The 25,589-nt window shown below is 63.4% G+C and carries 21 protein-coding genes and 1 other RNA gene; 6 read left to right on the forward strand and 16 right to left on the reverse strand.

All coding sequences use genetic code 11. The annotated features are described in order from the left end of the window. Positions 1–161: 161 nt before the first annotated feature. From rfaD to gyrA, 13 genes are all read right to left on the reverse strand, one after another. Positions 162–1,151: an ADP-glyceromanno-heptose 6-epimerase gene (gene rfaD / locus ABE485_RS22360; RefSeq protein WP_346517452.1), complete on the reverse strand. Its 990-nt coding sequence runs from the start codon at positions 1,149–1,151 to the stop codon at positions 162–164. Beyond that, on the reverse strand, positions 1,148–2,089 hold the full coding sequence (gene rfaE1, locus ABE485_RS22365) for a D-glycero-beta-D-manno-heptose-7-phosphate kinase (protein WP_346517453.1): 942 nt from the start codon (positions 2,087–2,089) through the stop codon (positions 1,148–1,150). Before rfaE1 ends, rfaD begins: the two co-directional genes overlap by 4 nt. Next, positions 2,086–3,300 (reverse strand): lipopolysaccharide assembly protein LapB, encoded by a 1,215-nt coding sequence (lapB, locus tag ABE485_RS22370; protein ID WP_346517454.1) that lies wholly within the window; start codon positions 3,298–3,300, stop codon positions 2,086–2,088. Before lapB ends, rfaE1 begins: the two co-directional genes overlap by 4 nt. Positions 3,301–3,354: 54 nt before the next feature. Next, complete coding sequence (locus ABE485_RS22375) at positions 3,355–3,669, reverse strand: LapA family protein (RefSeq protein ID WP_346517455.1); 315 nt, start codon at positions 3,667–3,669, stop codon at positions 3,355–3,357. Positions 3,670–3,875: 206 nt separating this feature from the next. Continuing rightward, positions 3,876–4,238, reverse strand: a complete 363-nt coding sequence (locus ABE485_RS22380; protein ID WP_008164033.1) for an integration host factor subunit beta — start codon at positions 4,236–4,238, stop codon at positions 3,876–3,878. A 3-nt stretch (positions 4,239–4,241) separates the two neighbouring features. Next, the gene (rpsA, locus tag ABE485_RS22385) at positions 4,242–5,954 is read right to left on the reverse strand and encodes a 30S ribosomal protein S1 (RefSeq protein WP_008164031.1); all 1,713 of its coding nucleotides are present in this window, start codon (positions 5,952–5,954) and stop codon (positions 4,242–4,244) included. 238 nt (positions 5,955–6,192) lie between these two features. Next, the gene (gene cmk, locus ABE485_RS22390; RefSeq protein ID WP_346517456.1) at positions 6,193–6,882 is read right to left on the reverse strand and encodes a (d)CMP kinase; all 690 of its coding nucleotides are present in this window, start codon (positions 6,880–6,882) and stop codon (positions 6,193–6,195) included. Positions 6,883–6,897: 15 nt separating this feature from the next. Next, positions 6,898–8,220, reverse strand: a complete 1,323-nt coding sequence (gene aroA / locus ABE485_RS22395; RefSeq protein ID WP_346517457.1) for a 3-phosphoshikimate 1-carboxyvinyltransferase — start codon at positions 8,218–8,220, stop codon at positions 6,898–6,900. 5 nt (positions 8,221–8,225) lie between these two features. Next, positions 8,226–9,128 carry a prephenate dehydrogenase gene (locus tag ABE485_RS22400; RefSeq protein ID WP_346517458.1) on the reverse strand — a complete coding sequence of 301 codons (903 nt, stop codon included), beginning with the start codon at positions 9,126–9,128 and terminating at the stop codon, positions 8,226–8,228. Continuing rightward, on the reverse strand, positions 9,125–10,246 hold the full coding sequence (gene hisC, locus ABE485_RS22405) for a histidinol-phosphate transaminase (RefSeq protein ID WP_346517459.1): 1,122 nt from the start codon (positions 10,244–10,246) through the stop codon (positions 9,125–9,127). The genes ABE485_RS22400 and hisC overlap by 4 nt, the downstream gene beginning before the upstream one ends. Before the next feature lie 13 nt (positions 10,247–10,259). Beyond that, a complete protein-coding gene (pheA, locus tag ABE485_RS22410) occupies positions 10,260–11,345 on the reverse strand; it encodes a prephenate dehydratase (RefSeq protein ID WP_346517460.1) in 1,086 nt (361 codons plus the stop codon). Then, the gene (serC, locus tag ABE485_RS22415) at positions 11,338–12,468 is read right to left on the reverse strand and encodes a 3-phosphoserine/phosphohydroxythreonine transaminase (protein WP_346517461.1); all 1,131 of its coding nucleotides are present in this window, start codon (positions 12,466–12,468) and stop codon (positions 11,338–11,340) included. The genes pheA and serC overlap by 8 nt, the downstream gene beginning before the upstream one ends. Beyond that, complete coding sequence (gene gyrA, locus ABE485_RS22420) at positions 12,468–15,128, reverse strand: DNA gyrase subunit A (protein WP_346517462.1); 2,661 nt, start codon at positions 15,126–15,128, stop codon at positions 12,468–12,470. Before gyrA ends, serC begins: the two co-directional genes overlap by 1 nt. A gap of 412 nt (positions 15,129–15,540) precedes the next feature. Between gyrA and ompA the strand changes: the two genes are divergently transcribed. The 5 genes from ompA (at position 15,541) to ssrA (ending at position 19,674) form a co-directional block, all read left to right on the forward strand. Continuing rightward, the gene (gene ompA, locus ABE485_RS22425; protein ID WP_008164014.1) at positions 15,541–16,122 is read left to right on the forward strand and encodes an outer membrane protein OmpA; all 582 of its coding nucleotides are present in this window, start codon (positions 15,541–15,543) and stop codon (positions 16,120–16,122) included. A 148-nt stretch (positions 16,123–16,270) separates the two neighbouring features. Next, entirely contained in the window at positions 16,271–16,999 is a 729-nt protein-coding gene (ubiG, locus tag ABE485_RS22430) for a bifunctional 2-polyprenyl-6-hydroxyphenol methylase/3-demethylubiquinol 3-O-methyltransferase UbiG (RefSeq protein WP_346517463.1), read from the forward strand. Beyond that, positions 16,996–17,670 (forward strand): HAD-IA family hydrolase, encoded by a 675-nt coding sequence (locus tag ABE485_RS22435; RefSeq protein ID WP_346517464.1) that lies wholly within the window; start codon positions 16,996–16,998, stop codon positions 17,668–17,670. The genes ubiG and ABE485_RS22435 overlap by 4 nt, the downstream gene beginning before the upstream one ends. 347 nt (positions 17,671–18,017) lie before the next feature. Further along, entirely contained in the window at positions 18,018–19,196 is a 1,179-nt protein-coding gene (locus ABE485_RS22440) for an MFS transporter (RefSeq protein WP_346517465.1), read from the forward strand. Positions 19,197–19,285: 89 nt separating this feature from the next. Next, positions 19,286–19,674, forward strand: a transfer-messenger RNA (tmRNA) gene (ssrA, locus tag ABE485_RS22445). 190 nt (positions 19,675–19,864) lie between these two features. Here ssrA and ABE485_RS22450 read toward each other — a convergent pair. The 3 genes from ABE485_RS22450 to ABE485_RS22460 are packed head-to-tail and all read right to left on the reverse strand — an operon-like array spanning position 19,865 to position 24,962. After that, positions 19,865–21,214 carry a TniQ family protein gene (locus tag ABE485_RS22450; RefSeq protein WP_346517466.1) on the reverse strand — a complete coding sequence of 450 codons (1,350 nt, stop codon included), beginning with the start codon at positions 21,212–21,214 and terminating at the stop codon, positions 19,865–19,867. Continuing rightward, positions 21,211–22,206 (reverse strand): TniB family NTP-binding protein, encoded by a 996-nt coding sequence (locus ABE485_RS22455; protein WP_346517467.1) that lies wholly within the window; start codon positions 22,204–22,206, stop codon positions 21,211–21,213. The genes ABE485_RS22450 and ABE485_RS22455 overlap by 4 nt, the downstream gene beginning before the upstream one ends. Beyond that, positions 22,206–24,962 carry a DDE-type integrase/transposase/recombinase gene (locus ABE485_RS22460; RefSeq protein ID WP_346517468.1) on the reverse strand — a complete coding sequence of 919 codons (2,757 nt, stop codon included), beginning with the start codon at positions 24,960–24,962 and terminating at the stop codon, positions 22,206–22,208. Before ABE485_RS22460 ends, ABE485_RS22455 begins: the two co-directional genes overlap by 1 nt. 208 nt (positions 24,963–25,170) lie before the next feature. Between ABE485_RS22460 and ABE485_RS22465 the strand changes: the two genes are divergently transcribed. Continuing rightward, positions 25,171–25,350, forward strand: coding sequence for a DUF6471 domain-containing protein (locus ABE485_RS22465; RefSeq protein ID WP_346517469.1), 180 nt, complete (start codon positions 25,171–25,173; stop codon positions 25,348–25,350). Positions 25,351–25,589 lie beyond the last annotated feature (239 nt).

The raw sequence follows: 25,589 nt of genomic DNA on the forward strand, positions 1-25,589 counted from the left end.
CTCCAGAGTGGATCGGGCGTGACGGTTGTCGCGCCACGTCCTCATCATCGTGGCGCGCCGCCCCATGCGGCCGCGCTGTGAACCAAAGCATCCACCCCGGCAATCACGCGGGCAAGAAAAAGCCACCGGAAGACGGTGGCTTTTTCGGGGGACTCGGCGGATTACTTGCGGGCGCGCCAGTACCGCACGTACTCGGTTACGCCGGTCTGCACGTCGCGCATGGGCGCCGTGAAGCCCGCCGCCCGCAGCTGGGTGACATCCGCCTGCGTGTAGCTCTGGTAACGGCCCTTCAGATCGTCCGGGAACGGGATGTAGCGGATGAGATCCAGCTCCGTCAGTTGGGCCAGCGTCAGCTCGGCCTCGCCGCGCTCGGCGCGCAGGGCGTTGACCACCGCGGCCGCCACATCGTTGAAGGGCTGCGCCCTGCCCGTGCCGCAGTTGAAAATCCCGGACTGCTCGGGATGGTCCAGGAAATGCAGGTTGACCGCGACCACGTCCTCGACGGAAATGAAGTCGCGGCTCTGGCCGCCATCGACATAGCCGTCCCAGCCCGCGAACAGGCGCACATGGCCATGCTCAAGGAACTGGTTCATGTTGTGGAACGCCACCGAGGCCATGCGGCCTTTGTGCTGCTCGTGCTGGCCATAGACATTGAAATAGCGCAGGCCCACCACCTGTGCCGTCAGGCTGTCCATGCGCTTGCGCAGCACCTGGTCGAACAGGAGCTTGGAGTAGCCGTAGACGTTCAGCGGGCCTTCGTTGTCGGGGTGCTCGACGTAGATCGACGAACCGCCGTACACCGCCGCGGACGACGCATACAGGAACGGAATCCGGCGCGCCTGGCAAAACTCGAACAGCTCCAGCGTGACGCGGTAGTTGTTGTCGAGCATGTAGCGGCCGTTGCGCTCGGTCGTGTCCGAGCACGCGCCCTGGTGCAGCACGGCGCGCACCTCGGGCAGGCTGCCGTCGGCGACGCGCCGGCGGAAGTCGTCCTTGTCCATGTAGTCGGCGATCTTGCAGTCGACCAGGTTGACGAACTTGTCGCCCTCGGTCAGGTCATCGACCGCGATGATGTCCTCGATGCCGCGGCGATTGAGTCCGCGCACCAGGTTGCTGCCTATGAAGCCCGCGGCTCCGGTAACGACGATCATGAGGATTCTCCTGCCAATTCCGCTGCGGTGACGACGGACGTGCCCAGCTTGCCCACGGCGATGCCGCCGGCCTTGTTGGCCCAGCCCATGGCCTCGGCCCACGGCAAGCCGATGGCGCGTCCGACCGCCAGCGTAGCCAGCACGGTGTCGCCCGCGCCGGACACGTCGAACACCTCGTGCGCCTGGGCGTCGGTGTGGTCGCGTCCCGCATCGGTAAACAAAGTCATGCCCTGCTCGGAACGCGTCACGAGCAAGGCTTCGAGGTCCAGGTCGGCGCGCAAACGCTGCGCCCGATCGGTCAATTCGGCTTCGGAATTCCAGCGGCCCACCGCCTGCTGCATTTCCGAACGATTGGGCGTGACGAGCGTCGCGCCGCGATAGCGGGAATAGTCATCGCCCTTGGGGTCCACCAGCACCGGGATGCCGGCGCCGCGCGCCAGCGCGATGAGCGACTCCACGCGGGTCAGCACGCCCTTGGCGTAGTCCGACAGCACGACGATGTCGTGGTTGGCCAAATGGCGGGCCAGCGCGGCATCGACACTGTCCAGCGAGGCCTGCGACGGATGCTGTTCGAAGTCGACCCGCAGCAACTGCTGCTGGCGCCCCAGCACGCGCATTTTCAGCGTGGTGTGCAGGGCATCGTCGGCGATCAGGTCGCCCTGGATGCCGGCTTCGGTGGCCAGGCGCCTGACGCTGTCGCCGGCTTCGTCCTCGCCCAGCACGCCGACCAGGGTGACGTGGCCGCCCAGGGCCGCCACGTTGCGCGCCACGTTGGCGGCGCCGCCCAGGCGGTCCTCGCGGCGTGCAACGCGCACGACGGGCACCGGCGCCTCGGGCGAGATGCGCTCCACTTCGCCGAACCAGTAGCGGTCCAGCATCACGTCGCCAACCACGAGCACACGGCTACGCGAAATGGCTTCGGCGGGAAAAGAGTTCATTCAAGTTCTTCCAGACGGCGCGGCGCATAGGTTTCCCAGGCGTTGCAGCCGGGACATTGCCAGTAAAAGCGACGCGCTTGAAAACCGCAACTGCGGCATGCGTAGCGATCGAGCCGTTGCGTATGCTTGTGGATCAGGCTGCGCAGCAGGGTCAGATCGGCGCCGGGCACGGGGCCGTGGTCCGAATCGCCCTCGCCATTGGCCAGTTCGGCCTCGAGCAGCCTGTCCAGGCCCAGCAGCGAAGGATGGCTGCGCAACGCGCCGCGGGCAAAGGCCCAGGCCGTCGCGGCGCCCTGCTGCACGCGAAGCTCGCGGAACACCGCATTGAAGAGGTCCAGCGAGGCATGGCGGGCGTATTGCTTCTGCAGGAACTCGAGGCCGGCCTGCGCCTGGTTGGCGCCGCGATAGTTGGCCAGCAGCTGTTCGGCCACCAGGCCCGAATATTCCGGGACATCGGTCATGACCGATTCCAGGTACAGCCTTTCGCGCTTGGGGTCCTGTTCAAGCAGTGCCAGGCGCGCGCGCAGCATGGCGGTGCGCACCTTGGCGCCCTTGCTGGATGCGGCGTCGGTGGTCGCCAGGGCGTGATCCGCGGCGTCCAGCGCTTTATGGGCGGCCTCGACGTCGGCGGGCTTGGCGGTCAGGGCGGACTGCGCCTGTTCGCAGTAGTAGTGCACGATCTGCGGAACGGGCTCGTCGACCAGGCCCTGCAGCGTCTTCACGGCCTCGATGGCTCGCGGCCAGTCGTGTTCCGATTCAAAGATGCGGATCAGGGAGCGCAACGCCGGCAAGGCGTAGCGCGTGTCCTTGAGCTGCTCGAAGCCGCTTTCGGCCCGGTCCAGCATCCCGGCTTTCAGGAAGTCCTGCGCCAGTTCGTGCTGCGCATGCTCGCGCTCGGCGGCAGGCAGGTCGGAGCGGTTCAGCAGGCTCTGATGCACGCGGATGGCGCGCTCCATTTCGCCGCGGCGGCGGAACAGGCTGCCCAGCGCAAAGTGCAGCTCGGTGGTTTCGGGATCCAGCTTGGCGACCTCGACGAAGGCGTCGATGGCGCGGTCCGGTTCCTCGTTGAGCAGGAAATTCAACCCGCGGAAATAGGAGTCAGGCAGGCTGCGGGTTTCCCGCAACATTTGCCGGATGTCGAAGCGCGCGGCCAGCCAGCCCAGCGCGAACAGCACCGGCACGAAAATCAACCACCAAGGTTCAAAATCCACTATTCGGACTCATGCGGTAATTCGGTGCGAAAAAAAAGGGGCGGCCAGGCAATGTCACAGCGGCGACATGGGAGCGACGGCCTCCGGCGGCACGACCGGCGGATTGCCGCTGACCGCGGCCTGGATACGATCCAGCTCGCGGCGCAGGCGGATTGCCTCACGGCGGCGGCGCAACGCGGCGGGCACGGTAAGCAGCAGGCCGAACAGGGCGCCCAGCACAAACACCACCAGCATGACGACAATCAGGGGAACGTCCTGCACGACGTAGTCGGCGTAGAACTTCACCGCGACGGGATCGGTGTTCTTCAAGGCGAACATCAACACCGCAACAAACACGAGCAATCGCAGGGCCCAGACTAGATAGCGCATGGCGCATGCTCCAGATGATTCGAGACTGTCAATTGTAAGCGACCTCTCTGTCCGCAGAGAAAAAAATGCCCGGCGACGCGCGCTGCCGGGGCTCACAGTGCCGGAGCCGATGGAAAGGCGAGGCGGAAAAACAAAGCCCCTTGATTTCTCAAGGGGCCCTGTTCGCGGTCCGATCTGCCCGAAGGCAGCCCTGCCTGGCCGACGCGTCAATGCATGGCGTGCAAACCTGCCATGGAAGACGGCATCGACTCGCTCGATCCGGAGGATTGAGCGTCCTCGTCATTGCCGCCGACCAAGTCCACCCGCTCGCGCAATTCCTTGCCCGCCTTGAAGTGAGGTACCTGTTTACCAGGCACCAGCACCTGCTCGCCGGATTTGGGATTGCGCCCGACACGGGGAGACCGCTGCGACAGCGAGAAGCTGCCAAAACCGCGGATCTCGATGCGCTGACCCGAGGCCAGGGCCTGGGTCATTGCATCCAGCACGGTCTTGACCGCGTAATCGGTGTCGCGGGCGGCCAGCTGAGGATAGCGGGCCGCCAAGGCGGCGATCAGCTCCGACTTGGTCACGAATTAACCGTCGTTGCGCTGTTGGTCCAGCTTGGCCTTCAGCAGCGCGCCGAGGTTGGTGGTGCCGGACGAAGCGCTGGCGTCAGACATGCGCTGGATCGTGTCGGCGGTTTCGGCGTTGTCGCGGGCCTTGATCGACAGCTGGATCGAGCGCGTCTTGCGGTCGATGTTGACGATCATGGCTTCGATGTTTTCGCCGGCGGTCAGAACGGTGGTGGCGTCTTCAACGCGGCCCGAGGAAATCTCGGAAGCGCGCAGGTAGCCTTCAACGTCCACGGACAGCGTGACGACGGCGCCCTTGGCTTCGACGGACTTGATGGTGCCCGGAACGACCGCGCCCTTGTCAAACGTCGCGACGAAGTTGTTGAAGGGGTCGCCTTCCAGCTGCTTGATGCCCAGCGAGATGCGTTCCTTGTCGGTATCGATGCCCAGAACCACGGCTTCGATCTCGTCGCCCTTCTTGAAGTTGCGCACGGCTTCTTCGCCAGCTTCCGTCCACGACAGGTCGGACAGGTGAACCAGGCCGTCGATGCCGCCAGGCAGGCCGACGAACACGCCGAAGTCGGTGATCGACTTGATGGCGCCGCGGACCTTGTCGCCGCGCTTGAAGTTCGTGGCGAACTCTTCCCACGGGTTCTGACGGCACTGCTTCATGCCCAGCGAAATGCGACGACGGTCTTCGTCGATTTCCAGGACCATGACTTCGACTTCTTCGCCCAGGGTGACAACCTTGCGCGGGTCGACGTTCTTGTTGGTCCAGTCCATTTCGGACACGTGGACCAGGCCTTCGATGCCGGCTTCGACTTCAACGAACGCGCCGTAGTCGGTCAGGTTCGTGACCTTGCCGAACAGGCGGGTGCCTTGCGGGTAGCGGCGAGCCAGGCCCACCCACGGATCTTCGCCCAGCTGCTTGACGCCCAGGGAGACGCGGCTCTTTTCCTGGTCGAACTTGAGCACCTTGGCTTCGACTTCCTGACCCACTTGCAGGACTTCGGAGGGGTGACGCACACGGCGCCAGGCCATGTCGGTGATGTGCAGCAGGCCGTCGATACCGCCCAGGTCAACGAACGCGCCGTAGTCGGTGATGTTCTTGACCACGCCCTTGACCACGGCACCTTCGTGCAGGGTTTCGAGCAGCTTCTGACGCTCTTCGCCCATGCTGGCTTCCAGCACCTGGCGACGCGACAGCACAACGTTGTTGCGCTTGCGGTCGAGCTTGATGACCTTGAATTCGAGGGTCTTGCCTTCGTACGGGGTGGTGTCCTTGACCGGACGCAGGTCGACCAGCGAACCCGGCAGGAACGCGCGGATGCCGTTGGTCATGACGGTCAGGCCGCCCTTCACCTTGCCGGTGATGGTGCCGGTAACCAGTTCGCCGTTCTCCAGGGCCTTTTCCAGCTGCAGCCAGGCCGACAGGCGCTTGGCGCGGTCACGCGACAGGATGGTGTCGCCGTAGCCGTTTTCCAGGGAATCGATGGCCACCGAGACGAAATCGCCGGGTTGCACTTCGAGCTCGCCCTGGTCGTTCAGGAACTCTTCCAGGGGGATCAGCGCTTCGGACTTCAGGCCGGCGTTGACGACGACGAAATTGTGGTCGACGCGCACGACTTCGGCGCTGATGACCTCGCCGGACTTCATGTCCTGGCTCTTGAGGCTTTGTGCGAAAAGGTCGGCGAAGCTTTCGCCGCCGGTGGCGGTAGTGGAAACGGAAGACATGGGGTTGAAATCCATTGGGCCGAAATGGCCGTTAAGAACACACCGCAGCGGATTGCCCGCCACAGTGGAGTCAAAATACCTGCTTGCCGGTTTACCCTTGCGGGGTGGCCCGTGGGGGTGTCGCCAAGCTTGAGCAGGGCCTAAATCAAAAAAAGCCGGTGGAGCAGCGCTCCGCTGGATTCGGGCTGGGGCCAAAATTTGGGGTCAAACCCTGGGCCCCCAAGCCTGGGGCCGGAAATCAAGTCCCGGCCTGCGCCTTTTGCCAGAAATCCAATATTGCCTGCACCGTCTCTGCAATCGTCAGATCCGACGAATCCAGCACGTGTGCGTCTGCTGCGGGAGCCAGCGGCGCGGTGGCGCGGCCGGTATCGCGGGCGTCTCGCTCGCGCATGTCTCGCAGAAGGTCATCTAGATTAGCAGAAATTCCCTTTTCGATCAACTGCTTACGCCGCCTCTCCGCCCGCGCGACCACGTCGGCCACCAGGAACACTTTCAGGGACGCGTCGGGGAACACCACGGTGCCCATGTCGCGCCCGTCCGCCACCAGCCCGGGAGGCAGCCGGAACGCGCGCTGGCGCTCGAGCAGCGCCTGGCGCACGCCAGGAAACGCGGCCACCTGGGACGCGAAATTGCCGACTTCCTCGCGGCGGATGTCATGGCCGACATCGGCGCCTTCCAGGTAGACGTGCGGCCCCTCGAAACCGACATCCAGCGTCTCGGCGACGCGGGCGACGCCCGCCTCGTCGCCGGCCGCCACGCCGCGCCGGATGGCGGCCAGGGCGGTCAGGCGGTACAGCGCGCCGCTGTCCAGCACCGCCCAGCCCAGCGCCTTGGCCACGCGGTGGGCCACGGTGCCCTTGCCGGACGCAGTGGGGCCGTCGATCGTGATGACCGGAGCCTGGGAAGAAGTCGTAGCAGTCTGAGTCATGGAAAAAATACAGCGCTAGGCCGACACGAGGCCGGCATAGACATCAAAATAACCCGGGAACGTCTTGCTGACGCAGCCCGGATCGAGAATCCGCACCGCTGCGGGCCCGAAGGCCGCGAGCGAAAAGCACATCGCCATCCGGTGGTCGTCCCAGGTGCCGATCTGCGCGTCGCGCCACTGGTCCTGGGCAGGCGGCGTCACGCGCAGCCAATCCGGCCCCGATTCCACTTGCGCACCCAGCTTTTCAAGTTCGGTCTGCATGGCATGGATGCGATCGGTTTCCTTCACGCGCCAACTGCCGATATTGCGCAGCCGGCAGGGGCCGTCCGCGTACAGGGCGAGTGCGGCGGCCGTCATGGCCGCGTCGGGGATCAGGTTGAAATCCGTGTCGAACGCCTTGAGGCGCCCACCTTCGGCCACCCGCACGCCGGAGACTTCGATCCAATCGGGACCGTAGGTCACTTGCGCGCCCATGTCGGCCAGCGTGCCGGCGAAGGCGACATCGCCCTGGATGCTGTCGGCGCCCACGCCGGTCACTCGCATGGGACCGCCGCCGATCGCGCCCAGCGCCAGGAAGTAGGACGCCGTCGAGGCATCCCCTTCCACCGCGATCTGGCCGGGGCTGCGATAGGCCGCGCCCGCGTCGATCACGAAGCGGCTCCAGCCGTCGCGCCGCACCTGCACGCCGAAGCGCGCCATCAGGTTCAGCGTGATCTCGATGTAAGGCTTGGAAATCAGCTCGCCGACGACCTCGATGGTCACGGGCTTGCCGCTCGCGCCCGCCTGCAGCGGTGCGGCCAGCAGCAAGGCCGTCAGGAACTGGCTGGATACCGAACCCTGGACGCGCGTCACCGCATCGTCGGCGATCTCGCCGCGGCCGATGTGCAGCGGCGGGTAGCCCGGCTGGCCCAGGTAATCGATGCGTGCGCCCAGCGCGTTCAGGGCGTCGACCAGGTCGCCGATGGGACGCTCATGCATGCGCGGCACACCAGACAGGCGATAGTCGCCGCCCATCAGAGCCAGGGCGGCGGTCAGCGGGCGAATCGCGGTGCCGGCGTTGCCCATGAACAGGTCAGCGCTTTCCACCGGGAAGCGGCGCACGCCCTGCACCGTGACGCGGCCCGCGTCCAGCTCGGACACCTGCACGCCTAGCTGGCGCAAGGCGGCCAGCATGACGCGCGTATCGTCGGAATCCAGCAGGCCGGTGATGGCCGTACTGCCTTCGGCGATCGCCGACAGCAGCAGCACGCGGTTGGAAATGCTCTTGGAACCCGGCAGGGCCATCACGCCCTGCGCGCGCCGCACGCGCGGCAGGTCCAGGTAAGGCAAAGCGCCCATGTCAGCTACTCCTTGCGCCAGTTGCGGCGCGCGCGCGCGGCCGTGACCTGCTGCGTCAGCAGAGCGTCGCCATCGCCGGTGGCGAGGGCGCGCTCGGCACGGTCCAGCACGTGGCGCACGCCGGCCAGTTCGGCCAGCATCGCATCACGGTTGGACAAAAAGATATCCCGCCACATTTCCGGCGAACCGGCGGCAATGCGGGTGAAATCGCGAAAGCCGCTGCCCGCCAGCGTCAGCCGGGTATCGGCGTCGGCGGCGGTGGCCACCTGTTCCATGTAGACCGCCGACAGCAGGTGCGGCAGATGGCTGACCGACGCCAGCACACGATCATGCGCGTCGGCATCCATGTCGATGACGTCGGCGCCGCAGGCCTGCCAGGCGCGACGCACCAGATCCCGGGATGCGGCGCTGTTTTCCGGCAAGGGCGTGAGGATGACCATGCGCTTGCGATACAAGCCGGCGTCGGCGGCCTCCGGGCCGGTGCGCTCCGCGCCGGCAATGGGATGGCCCGGCACGAACTGCCCGATACGGTCGCCCAACGCGGCGCGCGCGGCCTCGACCACCTCGGCTTTCGTGCTGCCTGCGTCGGTCAGCACCACGCCGTCGGAAAGGTGCGGCAGCATTTGCGCCAACACGTCCTTCAGGCCGCCCACCGGGGTGGCCAGCAGAACCAGATCCGCCCGGGCGGCGGCCTCTTCGGCCGTGACGGCCTCGTCGATCAGACCCAATTCGACGGCACGCGCCAGCGACTGCGCATTGCGACCCACGCCGAGCACGCGGCCCACCTGCCCCGCCTGCCTCAATGCCGCGGCAACCGAACCACCGATCAAGCCGACGCCCACAACCGCCAATACAGGAATCAGGGGGCCAGCGGCCCCCTGTTCGGAAGAAGGTAACGCGTCGTTCATTCGGACAGGATGGCGGTCAGGGCGTCGATGAATCGGTCGTTTTCTTGCGGCAGGCCGATGGAGACACGCAGCCACTCGGGCAGGCCGTCGCCCGCCACGGGGCGCACGATGACGCCGCGCTTGAGCAATTCGAGGTTGATGCGCGGCGCGTCGCCCACGTGCACCAGCACGAAGTTGCCGTAGCTGGGCACGTAACGCAGCTTCAGGCGGTCGAATGCGGCGCAAAGCTGCGCCTTGCCGGCCTTGTTGGACGCGTACGCTTCCTCGAGGTAGGCGGCGTCGCCCAGGGCGGCGATGGCGGCGGCCTGTGCCAGCGTGTTGACGTTGAACGGCTGGCGAACGCGGTTGAGCAGATCGGTCAGGCCCGGCTGCGCCACCGAGAAGCCCACGCGCAGGCCGGCCAGGCCATAGGCCTTGGAAAAGGTGCGCGAGACGATCAGGTTCGGATAGCGGCGCGCCAGCGCCGTGCTGTCGAAGCGGAATTCCGGATCGAGGTATTCGTTGTAGGCCTCGTCGAGCACGACGGTGACGCGGTCGCCGTGCGCGGCATGCACGCGTTCCAGGAACTCGGCAACCTTGTCGCCCGGGACGAAGGTGCCGGTCGGGTTGTTCGGGTTGGCGATGAACACCAGCCGCGTGTCGTCGGCGATCGCGTCGAACATCGCATCCAGGTCGTGGCCGTATTCAACCGCCGGCACCACGATGTGGCGCGCGCCGCGCGCCTGGGTGGCCAGGCGGTAAACGGCGAACGAGTGCTGCGCATACACCGCCGACGTTCCCTGTTCCAGCAGCGCCAGCGCGGCGATTTCCAGGATGTCGTTGGAGCCGTTGCCCAGCGTGATCCAGTTCATCGGCACGCCGTAGCGTTCGGCCAGGGCCGCCTTCAGGTCGAAGCCGTTGGGATCGGGATAGCGCGCCAGCGATTCGGCGGCGGCCAGCATGGCCGCGCGCGCCGACTTGGGCATGCCCAGCGGGTTTTCATTGGAGGCCAGCTTGACGATGGTGGCCGGATCCAGCCCGAATTCGCGGGCCAGTTCTTCGATCGGCTTGCCCGCCTGGTACGGCGCGATGGCGCTGACGTGCGCGGGGGCAACGAGGGGCTTGGATGCGTTGGTCATGGTGTGAGAGGTGTCACTGCGCCGGATAGGAGCCCAGCACTTTCAGGTAGGCAACCTGCGCCTGCAGGGCCGCCAGGGCGCGTTCGACGTTCGGGTCGTTGCGGTGACCCAGGACGTCGACGTAGAAATAGTATTCCCACTGGCCGGTACGCGCGGGCCGCGATTCGAAGCGCGTCATCGACACGCCGTTGGCGGCCAGCGGCGCCAGCATTTCATAGACAGCGCCGGCGCGATTCGGGACGGCCAGGATCAGGCTGGTCTTGTCCTTGCCGCTGACCAGGGGCTCGATGTTGCCAATGGCCAGGAAGCGCGTGCGGTTGTGAGGGTCGTCCTGGATGCCGGCGGCGACGATCTGCAGGTTCCAGGCGGGCGCCGCCACTTCGCCGGCGATCGCCGCGATGCTGGGATCGCCCGCTGCGGCGCGCGCCGCCTCGGAATTGCTGGACGCGGCCACGCGCTCGATGTCGGGATAGTTGCGCGTCAGCCAGCCCTGGCACTGGGCCAGCGCCTGCGGATGCGCGGAAATGGTCTTGATGCCGTCCATGCTGCCCGACTGCGACATCAGGCAGTGGCGGATGACCAGCGACCGTTCGCCCAGGATCTTGACCGGCGTATTGAGCAGGAGATCCAGGCTGCGGTTGACGGCGCCTTCGGTGGAATTTTCCACGGGCACCATGCCCACATCGGCCTGGCCGGCCTCGACGGCGCGAAAGACTTCGTCGAACGACGCGCAGGGCAGTTTTTGCACCGCGTGGCCGAAATGCTCCAACGCGGCCTGTTCCGAGAACGAGCCTTGCGGCCCCAGGAACGCGACCGTCATGCCGCGCTCCAGGCCGCGGCAGGCCGAGATGATCTCGGTCCAGACCGATGCCACGCCGGCGTTCGGGAACGGGCCCGGATTGATCTGCTGCAGGCGGCGGATCACTTCGGCTTCGCGCTCGGGGCGCAGCACCGGGCCGTCCGCATGAGCAGCGTGCTTGGCCTCGCCCACTTCCAGCGCGGCGCGGGCGCGCTGCGACAGGAGATCGAGGATTTGCGCATCCAGGTCGTCGATGCGCTTACGCAAGGGGAGCAGCTTGCGCTGCAGCTCGTCATCCATGGCGGCGCTCGAATTCCTTCAGGTACTCGACCAACGCCGCCACCCCTTCCAGGGGCACGGCGTTGTAGATGGAGGCACGCATGCCGCCCACGCTCTTGTGGCCCTTCAGCTGGGTCAGGCCGGCCGCCTCGGCGCCTTGCAGAAAGGCGTCGTTGAGCGACTCGTCGCGCAGCACGAACGGCACGTTCATGCGCGAGCGCACGGGTGCGTGGATAGGATTGCGATAGAAGCCCGAGCCGTCCAGGTAGCCGTACAGCAGGTCGGCCTTGGCCTTGTTGGCCGCTTCCATGCCGGCCACGCCGCCATGCGCCTTCACCCACTTGAACACGAGCCCCGCGATGTAGATCGCGAAGGTGGGCGGCGTGTTGTAGCGCGAATGCTCGGCGGCGACGTTGGCGTAGTCGAAGGCGGACGGGCAGATCGGCAATGCCTGGCCGATCAGGTCGCGACGCGCGATGACCATGGTCACGCCGGCGGGGCCGGCGTTCTTCTGCGCGCCGGCATACATCATGCCGCAGCGCGTCACGTCCATCGGACGCGACAGGAAATGCGAGGAGGCGTCGACGACCAGCGGCACATCGGGCGCACCCAGCGCGGCGGTGTCGGGCCAGTCCATGAACTCGACGCCGCCGATGGTTTCATTGCTGCACAGGTGCAGGTAGGCCGATTCCTTGCGCACCTGCCAGGTTTCCACCGGCGGCACCCAGGTCAGCGGCGCCTGCTCGCGCCCGTCGAGCACGGCAGCCTGCTCGCTGCTGGCCGCCACATGCGTGCTGCCGTAGCGGCCGGCTTCCTTGTACGAACGCTTGGACCAATGGCCCGTCACGACGAAGTCCGCGGCCGGCGCGCCGCGGCGTCCCATGAGATTCATGGGGACGATGGCGTTTTCCCCGGAACCGCCGCCCTGCATGAACATGACGGCGTAGTCCGCCGGCAGGCCCAGCAGTTCGCGCAGATCGGATTCGGCTTCATCGCAGATCTGCACGAAGTGCTTGCCGCGATGGCTCATTTCCATCACGGACATGCCGCTGCCGTGCCAGTCCAACATTTCCGCAGCGGCTTGCTGCAGCACCACCTCGGGCAAGGCCGAGGGGCCTGCCGAGAAGTTCCAGGGGCGGGCCATTATTGCTCCGTAGGTTCGGTCGAATCCGCTGCGTCAGTGCTGTCGTCGCCGCTGGCTTCCTGGCCGTCTTCGTCCAGTTCGCCGTCATCGTCCGCATCGCTTTCGACGACGCGGCGCACGCCCGACAGCGTGCTGCCGTCGTCGACGTTGATGAGCGTGACGCCCTGCGTCGCGCGGCCCATTTCGCGGATTTCCGCGACGCGGGTGCGCACCAGGACGCCGCCAGTGGTGATCAGCATGATTTCGTCAGACGGCATGACAAGCACGGCGCCCACCACCTTGCCGTTGCGCGAGGTGGTCTGGATGGCGATCATGCCCTTCGTGCCGCGGCCGTGGCGCGTGTACTCGGCGATCGGGGTGCGCTTGCCGTAGCCGTTTTCGGTGGCGGTCAGCACGGTTTGCGTTTCGTCGCCGGCAACCAGCAGCGCGATGACCGTCTGGGTGTCCTCGAGCATCATGCCGCGCACGCCGCGGGCATTGCGGCCCATGGGACGCACGTCGTTTTCGTCGAAGCGCACGGCCTTGCCGGCGTCCGAGAACAGCATGACGTCGTGCTTGCCGTCGGTGAGGTCGGCGCCGATCAGGTAATCGCCGTCGTCGAGGTCCACGGCGATGATGCCGGCCTTGCGCGGGTTGGAGAAGTCGGACAGCGGGGTCTTCTTGACCGTGCCGCGCGACGTCGCCATGAAGACGTAGTGGTCTTCGCTGAATTCCTTGACCGGCAGCACCACCGTGATCTTCTCGCCGTCAGCCAGCGGGAACATGTTCACGATCGGCTTGCCGCGGGAATTGCGCGTGCCCTGCGGCACTTCCCAGACCTTCAGCCAGTACACGCGGCCGCGGTTGGAGAAGCACAGCAGGAAGTCGTGCGTATTGGCGATGAACAACTGGTCGATCCAGTCGTTTTCCTTCATCGCCGTCGCCTGCTTGCCGCGGCCGCCGCGCTTTTGCGAACGGTACTCGGACAGGGGCTGGCTCTTGATGTAGCCGCCGTGCGACAGGGTGACGACCATGTCGGTGGGCGTGATCAGATCTTCGGTGTCGAGCTCGGTGGCGTTCAGTTCGATTTCCGAACGGCGCGTATCCTTGGCGCCGGTCGAGAATTCGGCCTTGATCGCCTGCAGCTCGTCGCTGATGATGGACGTGATGCGCTCGGGGCGGGCCAGGATATCGAGCAGGTCGGCGATCGTGGACATGATGTCCTTGTATTCGCCGACGATCTTGTCCTGCTCCAGCCCGGTCAGGCGTTGCAGGCGCATGTTCAGGATTTCCTGGGCCTGGGTGTCGCTCAGGCGATACAGGCCGTCGCCCTGCAGGCCGAATTCGGCGTTCAGGTCGTCCGGGCGGAAGGCCGCGCGGCCTCCCGGCGTGTCGCCGTCGGCGCGCGACAGCATTTCGCGCACCAGCGACGAATCCCACGACTTCGCCATCAGTTCCTGGCGGGCCACCGGAGGCGTCGGCGCCGCCTTGATGATCGCGATGAAATCGTCGATGTTGGCCAGCGCCACCGCCAGGCCTTCCAGCACGTGGCCGCGTTCGCGGGCCTTGCGCAGCTGGAACACCGTGCGGCGCGTGACCACTTCCCGGCGATGCTGCAGGAAGTAGTCGATCATCTGCTTCAGGTTGAGCAGGCGGGGCTGGCCGTCGACCAGCGCCACCAGGTTCATCCCGAAGGTGTCCTGCAGCTGCGTGTTCTTGTAGAGATTGTTCAGGACAACCTCGGGAACCTCGCCGCGCTTGAGTTCGATGACCAGGCGCATGCCGTCCTTGTCGGACTCGTCCCGGATATCCGAGATGCCTTCGATCTTCTTGTCGTTGACGAGCTCGGCAATGCGTTCCTGCAGCGTCTTCTTGTTGACCTGGTAGGGAATCGCGTCGATCACGATCGCCTGGCGATTGCCCTTCTCCATGTCCTCGAAGTGGGTCTTGGCGCGCATGATGACGCGGCCGCGACCGGTGCGATAGCCTTCGCGCACGCCGGACATGCCGTAGATGATGCCGCCCGTGGGGAAATCGGGCGCCGGGATGAGCTCGATCAGCTCATCGACCGTGCATGCCGGATTGCGCAGGCAGTACAGGCAGCCGTCGACCACTTCCTGGAGGTTGTGCGGCGGAATGTTGGTGGCCATGCCCACCGCGATGCCCGAGCTGCCGTTGACCAGCAGGTTGGGCAGGCGCGACGGCAGCAGGAGCGGTTCCTGTTCGCTGCCGTCGTAGTTGGGGCCGAAGTCCACCGTTTCCTGGTCGATGTCGGCCAGGAGTTCATGGGCGATCTTGGCAAGGCGGATTTCGGTGTAGCGCATCGCCGCGGCGTTGTCGCCGTCGATGGAGCCGAAGTTGCCCTGGCCGTCGACCAGCATGTAGCGCATGGAAAAATCCTGCGCCATGCGGACGATGGTGTCGTAGACGGACTGGTCGCCGTGGGGGTGGTACTTACCGATGACGTCCCCGACGATACGCGCCGACTTCTTGTAGGCGCGGTTCCAGTCGTTGTTCAGTTCGTGCATCGCGTAGAGCACGCGCCGGTGGACGGGCTTGAGGCCGTCCCGCACATCCGGTAGCGCCCGCCCGACGATCACGCTCATCGCGTAATCGAGGTAACTGCGGCGCATCTCTTCTTCCAGCGATACCGGAAGCGTCTCCTTGGCAAAGGAATCCATATATATAACGACAGAATCGTGTAAGGAGGAACCCGGGCCGGGTAAACAGGAAATTCTATCATTCGATTGGAAGACCGGCCTGATGGGCCGCGGGAAGACGCGCGGCGACCGCCAAAACCGGTCAAGTCCGGATGCCGCCTTGCCGCGCCCATCCGCGCCCTGCGGGCCTGTTGTCAAAAACCAACATGCGAAACCGAAGGAGCGCCGAAAACGTCATATCCAGCATTAATGCGCCTGTCCAGGGAAGCCAAAGCCCCCCAAATGCCTTAAGATTGTTTCCAGCACGCAGGAAACCCAGTAGCTATTCCTTTGAACCAGCTCTTGGCGTTGCTATACTGGCCCCGTTTTCCTGATATGCGGCGGGGGTTCGCTGCGAGTCACTTATCCAGCTTCAAGCTCAACGAGGAGAAACATGAACAAACCCTCCAAATTCGCTCTGGCGCTCGCCTTCGCCGCCGTCACGGCCTCTGGTGCAGCTTCCGCGCAAACCGTGGACAACTGGCGCAACCCGTTCGGTGACGTTTGGAAGAACGGCACGAACGAACTGTGCTGGCGCGATGCCTTCTGGACCCCGGCCACCGGCATCCCCGGTTGCGACGGCGTTCCGGTTGCACAGCAGAAGGCGAAGCCGGCCCCGATGGCGGCAAAGGTCGTGTTCAATGCTGACACGTTCTTCGACTTCGACAAGTCGGTCCTGAAGCCCGAAGGCCGTCAGCTGCTGCAGCAAGTCGCTCAGCAAGCCCGCGGCATCGATCTGGAAACCATCATCGCCGTCGGCCACACCGACTCGATCGGTACCGAACAGTACAACCAGAAGCTGTCCGAGCGCCGCGCCGCTTCGGTCAAGGCTTACCTGGTCAGCCTGGGTATCGACCCCAACCGTATCTACACGGAAGGCAAGGGCGAGCTGCAGCCGATCGCTTCCAACAAGACGAAGGAAGGCCGCGCCCAGAACCGTCGCGTTGAGATCGAAATCGTGGGTAGCCGCAAGTAATTGCCGGACTAGCTACAATAAGGGGGCCTCGCATAGCGAGGCCCTTTTTTTCGCCTGCCATGCACCCATCTGGTGCAACGGCGAGCCTCCTCCTCGCCTTGCGCGCTGGACCCCTCTATATATAGAGCTGCCTTACGCTGGACTGCCCATGACCACGCAAACTCACGATACCGCGCAAGCCTCCGTCAACGCCGACCAGGCTGAAATCGACAAGTTCAGCGCCCTGGCCAGCCGCTGGTGGGATCCTGAAAGCGAGTTCAAGCCGCTGCACGCCATCAATCCGCTCCGGCTGGAATGGATCCAGGAGTGCGCGGGCAGCCTGGCCGGCAAGAAGGTGCTGGACGTCGGCTGTGGCGGCGGCATCCTGTCCGAAGCCATGGCCCGCAGCGGCGCCGAGGTGACCGGGATCGACCTGGCCGACAAATCCCTGAAGATCGCTCGCCTGCATGGCCTGGAATCGGGCGTCAAGGTGGAGTACCGCAAAGTGCCCGTGGAAGAGCTGGCTGCCGAACAACCCGGCCAGTACGACGTGGTCACCTGCATGGAAATGCTGGAGCACGTGCCGGATCCGGCCTCCATCGTGCGGGCGTGCTCCACCCTGGTCAAGCCGGACGGCTGGGTGTTCTTTTCGACGCTGAACCGCAACGCCAAGTCCTTCCTGTTCGCGATCGTCGGCGCGGAATACGTGCTGCGTCTCCTGCCCCGGGGCACCCACACCTACGACCAGTTCATCAAGCCCAGCGAACTGTCCGCGGCCGCCCGTGGGGCCGGCCTGGAGCCCGTGAGCATGCGCGGCATGGAATACAACCCGATCACCCAGATCTACACGCTGTCGGCCGACACTTCGGTCAACTACCTGATGGCTACCCGCAAATGAGCGCCCTGATTCTGTTCGATTTCGACGGCACGCTGGCCGACACCGCCCCCGACCTGGCCGCCGCGGCCAACCGCCAGCGCACCCGCCGCGGCCTGGACCCCCTGCCCTACGAGGCGCTGCGCCCCGTCGCGTCGCAGGGCGCCCGCGGCCTGCTGCGCGTGGCGCTCGGGCTGCAGCCCGGCGACCCGGATTACGAACCGACCCGCCTGCAATTCCTGGAAGACTACGCCGCCGGATCCACAGTACACAGCAAGCTGTTTCCCGGCATCGAGGACCTGCTGGCCGACATCCGCAGCCGGGGGCTGTCGTGGGGTATCGTCACCAATAAGGTCACCTATCTGACCCTGCCCATCGTCGAGTTCCTGGACCTGACGCGCGACAGCGCCGTGCTGGTCTGCGGCGACACCACCGCCCATGCCAAGCCGCACCCGCTGCCCCTGCAGCATGCCGCGCGCGAAGCGGGTTTCGCCACCGACCGCTGCGTCTATGTCGGCGATGACCTGCGCGACATCCAGGCCGCGCACGCGGCCGGCATGCCCGCCGTCGCCGCAGCCTACGGCTACGTCGGCGAAGACGACGACGTCATCGCCTGGCAGGCCGAAACCTGCGCCCGCACCCCCGCGGAACTCTGGTCCGCCATCCAGCCGCTGCTGCCCAGCGACCTGCGTTAAGGTCACAAGCGTCGGGCCGCCGATCGGCCGCCCGACCCTAGCGGTGATTCGGTCTCATTAGTGATTCTGGCCGAACAATCTTTCCGGATTCGCGGGCTTTATCCCGTGGACCGAGTCCCCTAAAGTGTCAACCGTGCATGGCATTCGGGGATTTCCCGATTGCCTGCGTTCCGGCCGATGCCGGCGCTGCGGCCCCAGCCATCCGCAACGACAGATCCGCACACAGACGGCCTTGCGCCCTCTTGCACCGTGCCCGCTTCCTTGCCGCGGCGCACATCCGACCTTTTTACTTCACTGCCACCGCCTGACCGCGCGACGCCCCCCGGCATCGCGCCAGAGGACTGCCTATGCTTTTGCCCATTCTGCTTCTATCCGCCGCCGGCTTCACCATACTCACCACCGAGTTCCTGATCGTCGGCCTGCTTCCCGGTCTGGCCCGCGACCTGGACGTCACGGTCTCGCAGGCCGGCCTACTTGTGACCCTGTTCGCCTTCACGGTTGCCGCGACCGGCCCCCTGCTGACGGCGCTGATGGCCAACATGGAGCGCAAACGCCTGTTCATCGGCGTGCTGGTGCTGTTCGGCCTGTCCAACGCCCTGGCCGCCGTCGCGCCGAACATCTGGATCATGGCGATCGCGCGCTTCGTGCCGGCCCTGGCGTTGCCGGTGTTCTGGTCCCTGGCCAGCGCCACGGCGGTCGAGATCGTCGGCCCCGCCCGCGCGGGGCGCGCGATCTCGACGGTGGCCTTCGGCATCGTGGCCGCCACCGTGTTCGGCATCCCCATCGGCGTGCTGATCTCGGACGCATTCGGCTGGCGCGCGGCCTTCTGGGTCTTGTCCGTGGTGGCGTTCGCCAAGGCCCTGTTGCTGCTGTTCACCTTCCCCAGCACCCGCGTCCGAGCCGACAGCGTGCGGCTGGTGACCCAATTGCGCATCCTGCGCGACCCCATGGTGGTCAGCCACGTGCTGCTGTCGCTGCTGGTGTTCACGGGCATGTTCACCGCCTATACCTACCTGGCGGACATGCTTGAACGCCTGGCCGGCTTCAACGGCGAAATCGTCGGCTGGACCATGATGGCCTTTGGCGCCGTGGGCCTGCTTGGAAACACCTTGGGCGGCCGCCTGGTGGACCGCAGCCCGCTGGGCGCCACCGCCCTGTTTTCTTCGCTGATGGCCGCGGGCCTGGCGTTCGTGGCGCCCGTCATGCAGTCGCATGGGCTGCTTGCCGTTGCACTGGGCGTGTGGGGCATCGCGCAGGCGGCGCTGTTCATCGTGTGCCACGTGCGCCTGATGAAGTCCGCGCCGCAGGCGCCGGCTTTCGCCGCATCCCTGAACATCTCCGGCGCCAACATCGGCATCGGCCTGGGCGCCGTGGTGGGCGGGCATGTGATCGACACCTACGGGCTGGCGACCCTGGGGTGGGCCGCGGCCATCATCGTGGCGATTTCCGTGGCCCTGGCCGGGGCGATGATGATGGTGTCGCGCTCCGCCCGGCAGGCCAAGGCGGCCTGCGCGAACGCCGCCTGAACCCTGCCCGTGTCTGCCGCGCCACGCACGGAATCGCTGGCGCAGGCAATACAGCAGGCTATTGCATTTACCAGTACAATAGAGTTCTTGGGGCCGATCCGGATTCGACGTGGGTCGCGAAACAACTCAGGGCATGCCGAGCACCAGTACGCTCGTTAAACCACTGGAACACTACAAACGCCAACGACGAGCGTTTCGCTCTCGCCGCTTAAGCGGTGAGCCGCTGCACTGATCTGTCCTTGGGTCAGGCGGAGGAAGGCAACTTCCTAGGGGGGCAACCCTCGAACCGCAGCAGCGACATTCACAAGGAATCGGTCTGCGCTGGGGTCACACGGCTCAGATTTAAATTACGTGAATCGCTTTGGTCCGGCCTGTCGGTTGGCTAAGTCCAAAGTTAAAACCAAATAAATCGACTACGCATGTAGAACTGTTTGCAGAGGGCTTGCGGACGGGGGTTCAATTCCCCCCGGCTCCACCAAATACCCTAGTGTTGTCAAACACTTAAGTGTGGAGTTAAGCATAAGTTGGCAGTAATGCCTTCTTATGCTTAATTTCACGAATTGCCAAATTTTGGTTTGTCGAAAAAATATGGCAATAATAGAAAGTTTGGCCGCAAAAAAGGCGCTCCGAATTGGAGCGCCTTTTTTTATTGCGAGTAGCTGGATGGGCTATGCCCTTGATGCTCGGGACACAGACGTGTTGCTGGCAATACGCGACAGCTTGTTATAAAGATTCGGCGTTCCAGTAAGCACCCTCTTGTCGACCAGGCTGCTTACCAGCCTTAGCGCAATTCCCTGGCCGCTCTGACGAATGGATTCACAGACCTGCTCGAGAACCCGGTGGTGCTCGGCCCGCTTTTGCTCGGCCCGCTCATGAAGATGTTCTACATAGCGCGCACCTAGCTGTCGCGTTTCTTGTTTTGCATTGAGATATAAAGCCCGCTTGTTAATAGCCAGCTTTCGCGCAATCTCGGCGACGCTCTTGGGGCTTTCCTGGCTATCAAGCTCCTTACGCAAGTAAGCTCGAACGTCTCCCCAATCATGCAAGCGGCGCGCTTTTCCGGAATGGTTGTTTGACTTACTCCGTGAATCATTGTCAGCCTCCACGACGGCGAGTGACGTCCAGCCTTCCAAAGACCCTTGAACCAAGTCCAATAGCCGAACACCGCATTGCATCGACACTTGCATTAACGCATCCAGGGTAAGCGGCGCACGACTGTGCTTCCAATGATGGACCGTGGATCTCCGAACCCCGATACGTTTTGCGAAATGGGCACCTACTCCGTTGTCCAATCGCTCGGCCAACGTTTCAATGGCTTTGTGAAGCGCTTCTAAATCGGCAGAAATATCCGCTCCCGAACTTGCCGCGAGCAAATCTTCAATTTCATTGATTCTTTCGATGTCACCTTCGTGAGCGACAGCAGCACATGGCGAATCACTGACACCAAGAAATGCTCCACAAGCGGTGCACCAACCGGGGACGACGTAACTGGCTGAGTGACGGACACGGCTCTTCTTGCAGTGAGGGCAATGCTCTATGAGCTCTATTTGATGTTTCCCACATATCTTGTTTGGCCCCACGTCCCATGCCAAACGGAAATACGGTGCCCGTCCTTGCGCTAAATCCTCTTGCAAGCAACGCGGACACCATCGTTCCTGATTCGAGACCATCCCCCTGGATGCAGTGACGGATTGAAGTGGGGCAAGCGTCAGGCGGTGCAGGAAGGGTACGGTGGTCAGCGTCGACAAGGTTTGCGCCCATAACTGAGCGCTACTCCCCAAGCCTGAGATAGAACGCTCGTACCACAAGAACCGGCTCTTTCCCTCAACTCCCAGACATGTGGCCCAGCGGCCCGGGGCAATGCGGTCAATCACAAACTGTGCCAAATCCAGACTGGAACACGAATGGCTGTTCGCCAGTCGACAAAAATAACTGCTCAGGCTTTCGACCTGAGCAGTTCCCATCCCAATGGGTGCCAGCGCGTGCAAGACGGAGCGCGGCGTAAAGTCAGAACTCATTTTTCACTCTTTGTTTTCCCGGGCCGAAAAATATTCGACTCGAAGCGCGCCTCGCCATGGCGAATCTCTTCCAAAATGACAGCGTACTGGCCTTCGGTCAGCAGGCACCGGTCCAACAGTTCTTGCGACACTTCGACTTGCGCATGGGCGCGCGATGCAAAGCCTCGGATTACGTCCATTAGGGTTCCGATGCAGCCCAAGGTATTGGCTTGCAAGACACGAGAGTTTTCGACCAACAATCCACCGAAATAATCGTTGGCGCGCTTCTCTACAGTCTGGATGAATCTATTGAAAGCCAAGCAGTCGTCTGGCGAATCAACTCGGTATCGAGAGAAGTGAATTTCCTTGATGCGGCGTGCCAACTGTGCGGATAGACGGCTAACCCCAAGGATGTCGTATGAACCGAACATAATGAGTTGGCAGCCAGCGCAATTGGAAAGGCTTTTCAGGGCATCCGTTTGGCGCTTCATTCTCGCCTCAGACACATTGGTGAAATGCCCGCCCTCGTCAATCATCAGGACTTTTACGCCTCTGGCACGAAGCGCCAGCTCTACTTTTTTTCGTAGCCCCGCTGCCGTGTTTTTACTATTTCCCTGAGGATGGACGACACGGTTGCTTACTGGGTCTACGGTGTAGGCCACCGCAGGCGGAGTGCCTTCCGGGCCTTCGAGTTGCTCCAGAATGTCGGAATAAAACAGCTTCCAATTGAAATCCATCTCGGATGTCGCACGGGCTTCAATCAACACCACGGGCATCAGCCCTGCATTTTCTTGCATTGCCTGCGCATAGCGCTTCAGGATTTTTGTTTGCAGCGATTTGGCCAAGGTCGTCTTACCGACGCCGGTGGGGCCCGTCACCATCAGAATATGGTTTGCCCCCAGACTTTCGAAGGCCTCGATTTCATCAATGACTTCGTTGATACGAGGATGCGAAATCCGGCACTGCAGTAGGTCCAGAACCGGACTAGATGATGTTTCGTTGACGCTTTTCATCAGTCCAAGTCCCCGTACATGGTTGCGTCATCGGCCTTAGGATTTGTAGGAGTCCTGGCTTTGTTTGGGACCTTGCGTAATGCGCGCTCAGGGTGCGAGTCCCATCCACCAGACTGCCGTAGCGCAACGGCTTTCAGCGGTTCCAGACCAAACACCTTCGGGCGTCCGTCCTGCTGCCGACTGCCAAGCAGCCCCAGCCGCTCATGCAAGAACTCGGTTTCACCGACTTCCTGAGCCTGGCGTAGGGCTTGCGAGTCCGGCTTCATGGTCGCAATGAACTCCAGGAAGGGACCGACCGCGATATCTTCTTTACGGAACTGGGCCGAACGCGAGTGTGTCGCCAGGTATTCGGCGCTGATGGCCTCGAGCTGCTTGACGTTCATGCGCGGCAGATGCATCAGCTGCATGCAATGGGCTTCGACCCATTCCCGGTTTGGCAACTGCACGAACACGTGGGAGATGTCATAAGGGTCGTAGCGCACAGGACACTTCCTCTTGGCCAGTGCGTAGATATCGAACTGCGGCGACTGGTAGTAGAAGTTATGGACCTTCACGCCGCGCTGACGGTCAATGGTGCGCTCCGCCCCACGGTCCACGCACGGGCTCGTCGCAACAATGAAGTCTTGATTGAACAGAATTGCCCGGTGTGCACGCTCGCCGGTTTCTCGCACCGAACGCTGAAACGCCTGACGGGGCGACACATCCAACGTCGGGTGTGTCGCCTGGTCATAGAATTCAAACGCCCAGTGCGCGATGACGGTGTACAGGTTCTCCAGATTCCAGTTCGACAGGCGCTTGGGAAGATGGGAGCCTGAAAGCATGCGAACCTGCTTGGTCAGCTCCGTATTGCCGTCCAGGTTGTGAATCAACTGCGTATTGAGCGTACCGAATATGCGTTCCATGACAGAGCCGACGCGCGGCTGGCCTGCAGGACGCAGACGGATATGCACTCCCATGCTGGTCAGGAAGTGCTTGACGTCGGCTGCGACCAAGTCTTTGCCGTTGTCGCTGACAACCATCTGCGGCAGACGATTCCAGCGCTTTACAAATGCACGCAGGACCATCAACACGGAGCCCCGGTCTGGCTGGTGAAATCCGAGATGCACAGCCATGATGCGACGCGAGAACGCGTCAATCATCAGAGTCAGCCATGGGCGGCCCAGGTCCAGGCCTGTGCGTCGGCACTTTAGCTCGATGTCGAGCAAGGTGTGGTCGATATGCACGCTCTCGAACGGCCGCACCCCATGGCGCGGCGTATCGTAGGCCAGTGAGTAGTAAAAGTTCTTCCCTTGATAGGTCATCCGCTTACCGAATCGGGTTCGGCGAGACCTGTCATCGTCATGCTGGTGCAGGTGCTTCAAGAACGTCGGATAGCTGGGACACGAGAGGTTTTCTTCTCGGCAGTACGCGCGAAGCTGCTTGAAGGCCGCTGCACCGTTGGGCGCGCGCGTGGTGGCGTAAACCGTCTTGCGGATATGCTCCATAGCCGAAAGCTGGGCCTCAGACAGGCGAGGCGAGCGGTTGCCCTTTTCGTGATGACGCGGGGCCAACGTGAGAACTTCATGGCCACCGTTGATGGCTGCCAGTGCCTGCTGAGCCTTTAGGCGGTAATAGGTTCGTTTTGAGAACGGGGTGCTCTTGGCATCAAAGGGCACGGCCAGGAATCGGGCTGCGGAATGCGCCTGCTCAAGCGAGGCGGCCTTGTAGTGCGCCAGAGGATGAACATCAATGCTCGGGCACCCATCAGCCTGATTGGCCGTCAGCAAGCCTTGCTCGAAAGCGGTCAGCAGCCAGTCTTTGGCTACCGTCATGTTTTTCTCTTCGTCGATAACCCGAAGGATGACATCGCGCTCACCGAGCAGCGACACTTCCAGCACTTGTCCTTCGTACTGGAACTGTGCCCCTGGCCGCAGGTTGAGCGAGAAATCCAGTTCATGAGCGGGCCGGGAAGATGTCACTGAGCAGGCCTGCTGAAAGCGCATCAACGTCTCATCCCGGTACAGCATGAAATCGTGTGGCTGGCTCAGTAAGGCTGTGTCCAGGTTGCAGGCCACATGGCCTTCGACAATGGCGGTATTGATGTCATCAGCCAGGAACTGAAACGGAGCGTCCAGCAAGTCCCCAACGCTGAGAGCGGCATGCTCGGCCAGCGCCTGTTTGAGCTGAGCGATGACCGTCGCAGACGCCGCGGGTGCGCCAACATGCAAATAGTCCTCGAGGATTTCCCAGTTCTTGGTGCGATTCTTCGGAATCTCGGCGCCGCTGTGGACCTCATAGGCGATGCCCATCTCGGCCAGTGACTGCTCGATTTGATGGCTGCGCCACCGCTCGCCTTCCTTCTGGTAGCGCCAGGGAAACTTGCGCGCCAGATGCAGCAGCTTTTCTTCGGTCTTCCACTCCTGCAGCAGGACGTGCCTGCGTGTGATTACCAAGAAATCGGGCGTGTGCTCAATGGCGTGGACCTCTCCGGTTTCCGGGTCCACAAGCTCAAGCTTGAGCGTGCAAGGCTGGGGGTAATACTCCAGCACCTGCGGCTCCACCTCGTGACTCAGCGCGGCGGCGTACTCCACCGTGCGGCTTTCCGTGGCAATTTCCCGCCCCATCTTGCGGCTGGCAAGCAACGTAATGACGTTGCTACCACGCGATTGAACCTCACGGACCGGGGCATGTTGCCTGGCGTCCGCAGCGAGTCGCCGCCCCCCGTCGGGTAGGCCAAGCTCGTCCAATAGTTGCTCGAATGCAGGCGTCGTCAACATGTCCTGCCTCCATGACGAAGTTATGAGAGCGGGCGTATAGGTACCGGAGGCCAAAACGCGCATGAAATCCTTTAATTATAGGAATAATCCCTTTATTATGGGATTTCGAAGGCCGTACGAGTCGGCCTCGGATGCAATCCGCAGAGGTCAGGTGATGAGAGAGAGCAAGCAGGCAGTCTCGCCAGGGCTGCAAGCCTATGAACAGAGGGTGAGCCAGGAACTGCGCGTTCTGATGGCGCAAAAAAATCTGGCGCAGAAGGCCGTCGCCCGGGCTCTGGAGAGAATGGGCATCAACGAAACGGCGAAGGGATTGTCCGCCAAGCTGGCCGCGGGAACGTTTTCGGCGGCCTACTATCTGGCGGTCAAGGACGTGATTAAGTCCTTGTAGACAAAGGGAAAAACGCAGCATGGCAAGCTCCCGGCATATGTCATACCCTCTCATAAATAGGGGACACGCCGACGAGCTTTGCGGGAAAGCATCGGTACGCATATAGCGCTATGCCGTATCAGTCCACTGCTGCTACTGACGTTCCGATGCTACCCCCACATATGCGGCTTACACAAATCATCCGCACAAGAAAACCGAAACATGCAGGCTGCATGTTGTACTCAGGTGTCGCCGGGGTT

This window comes from Achromobacter spanius (genome assembly GCF_039673305.1).
Lineage (GTDB): Bacteria > Pseudomonadota > Gammaproteobacteria > Burkholderiales > Burkholderiaceae_B > Achromobacter > Achromobacter spanius_F.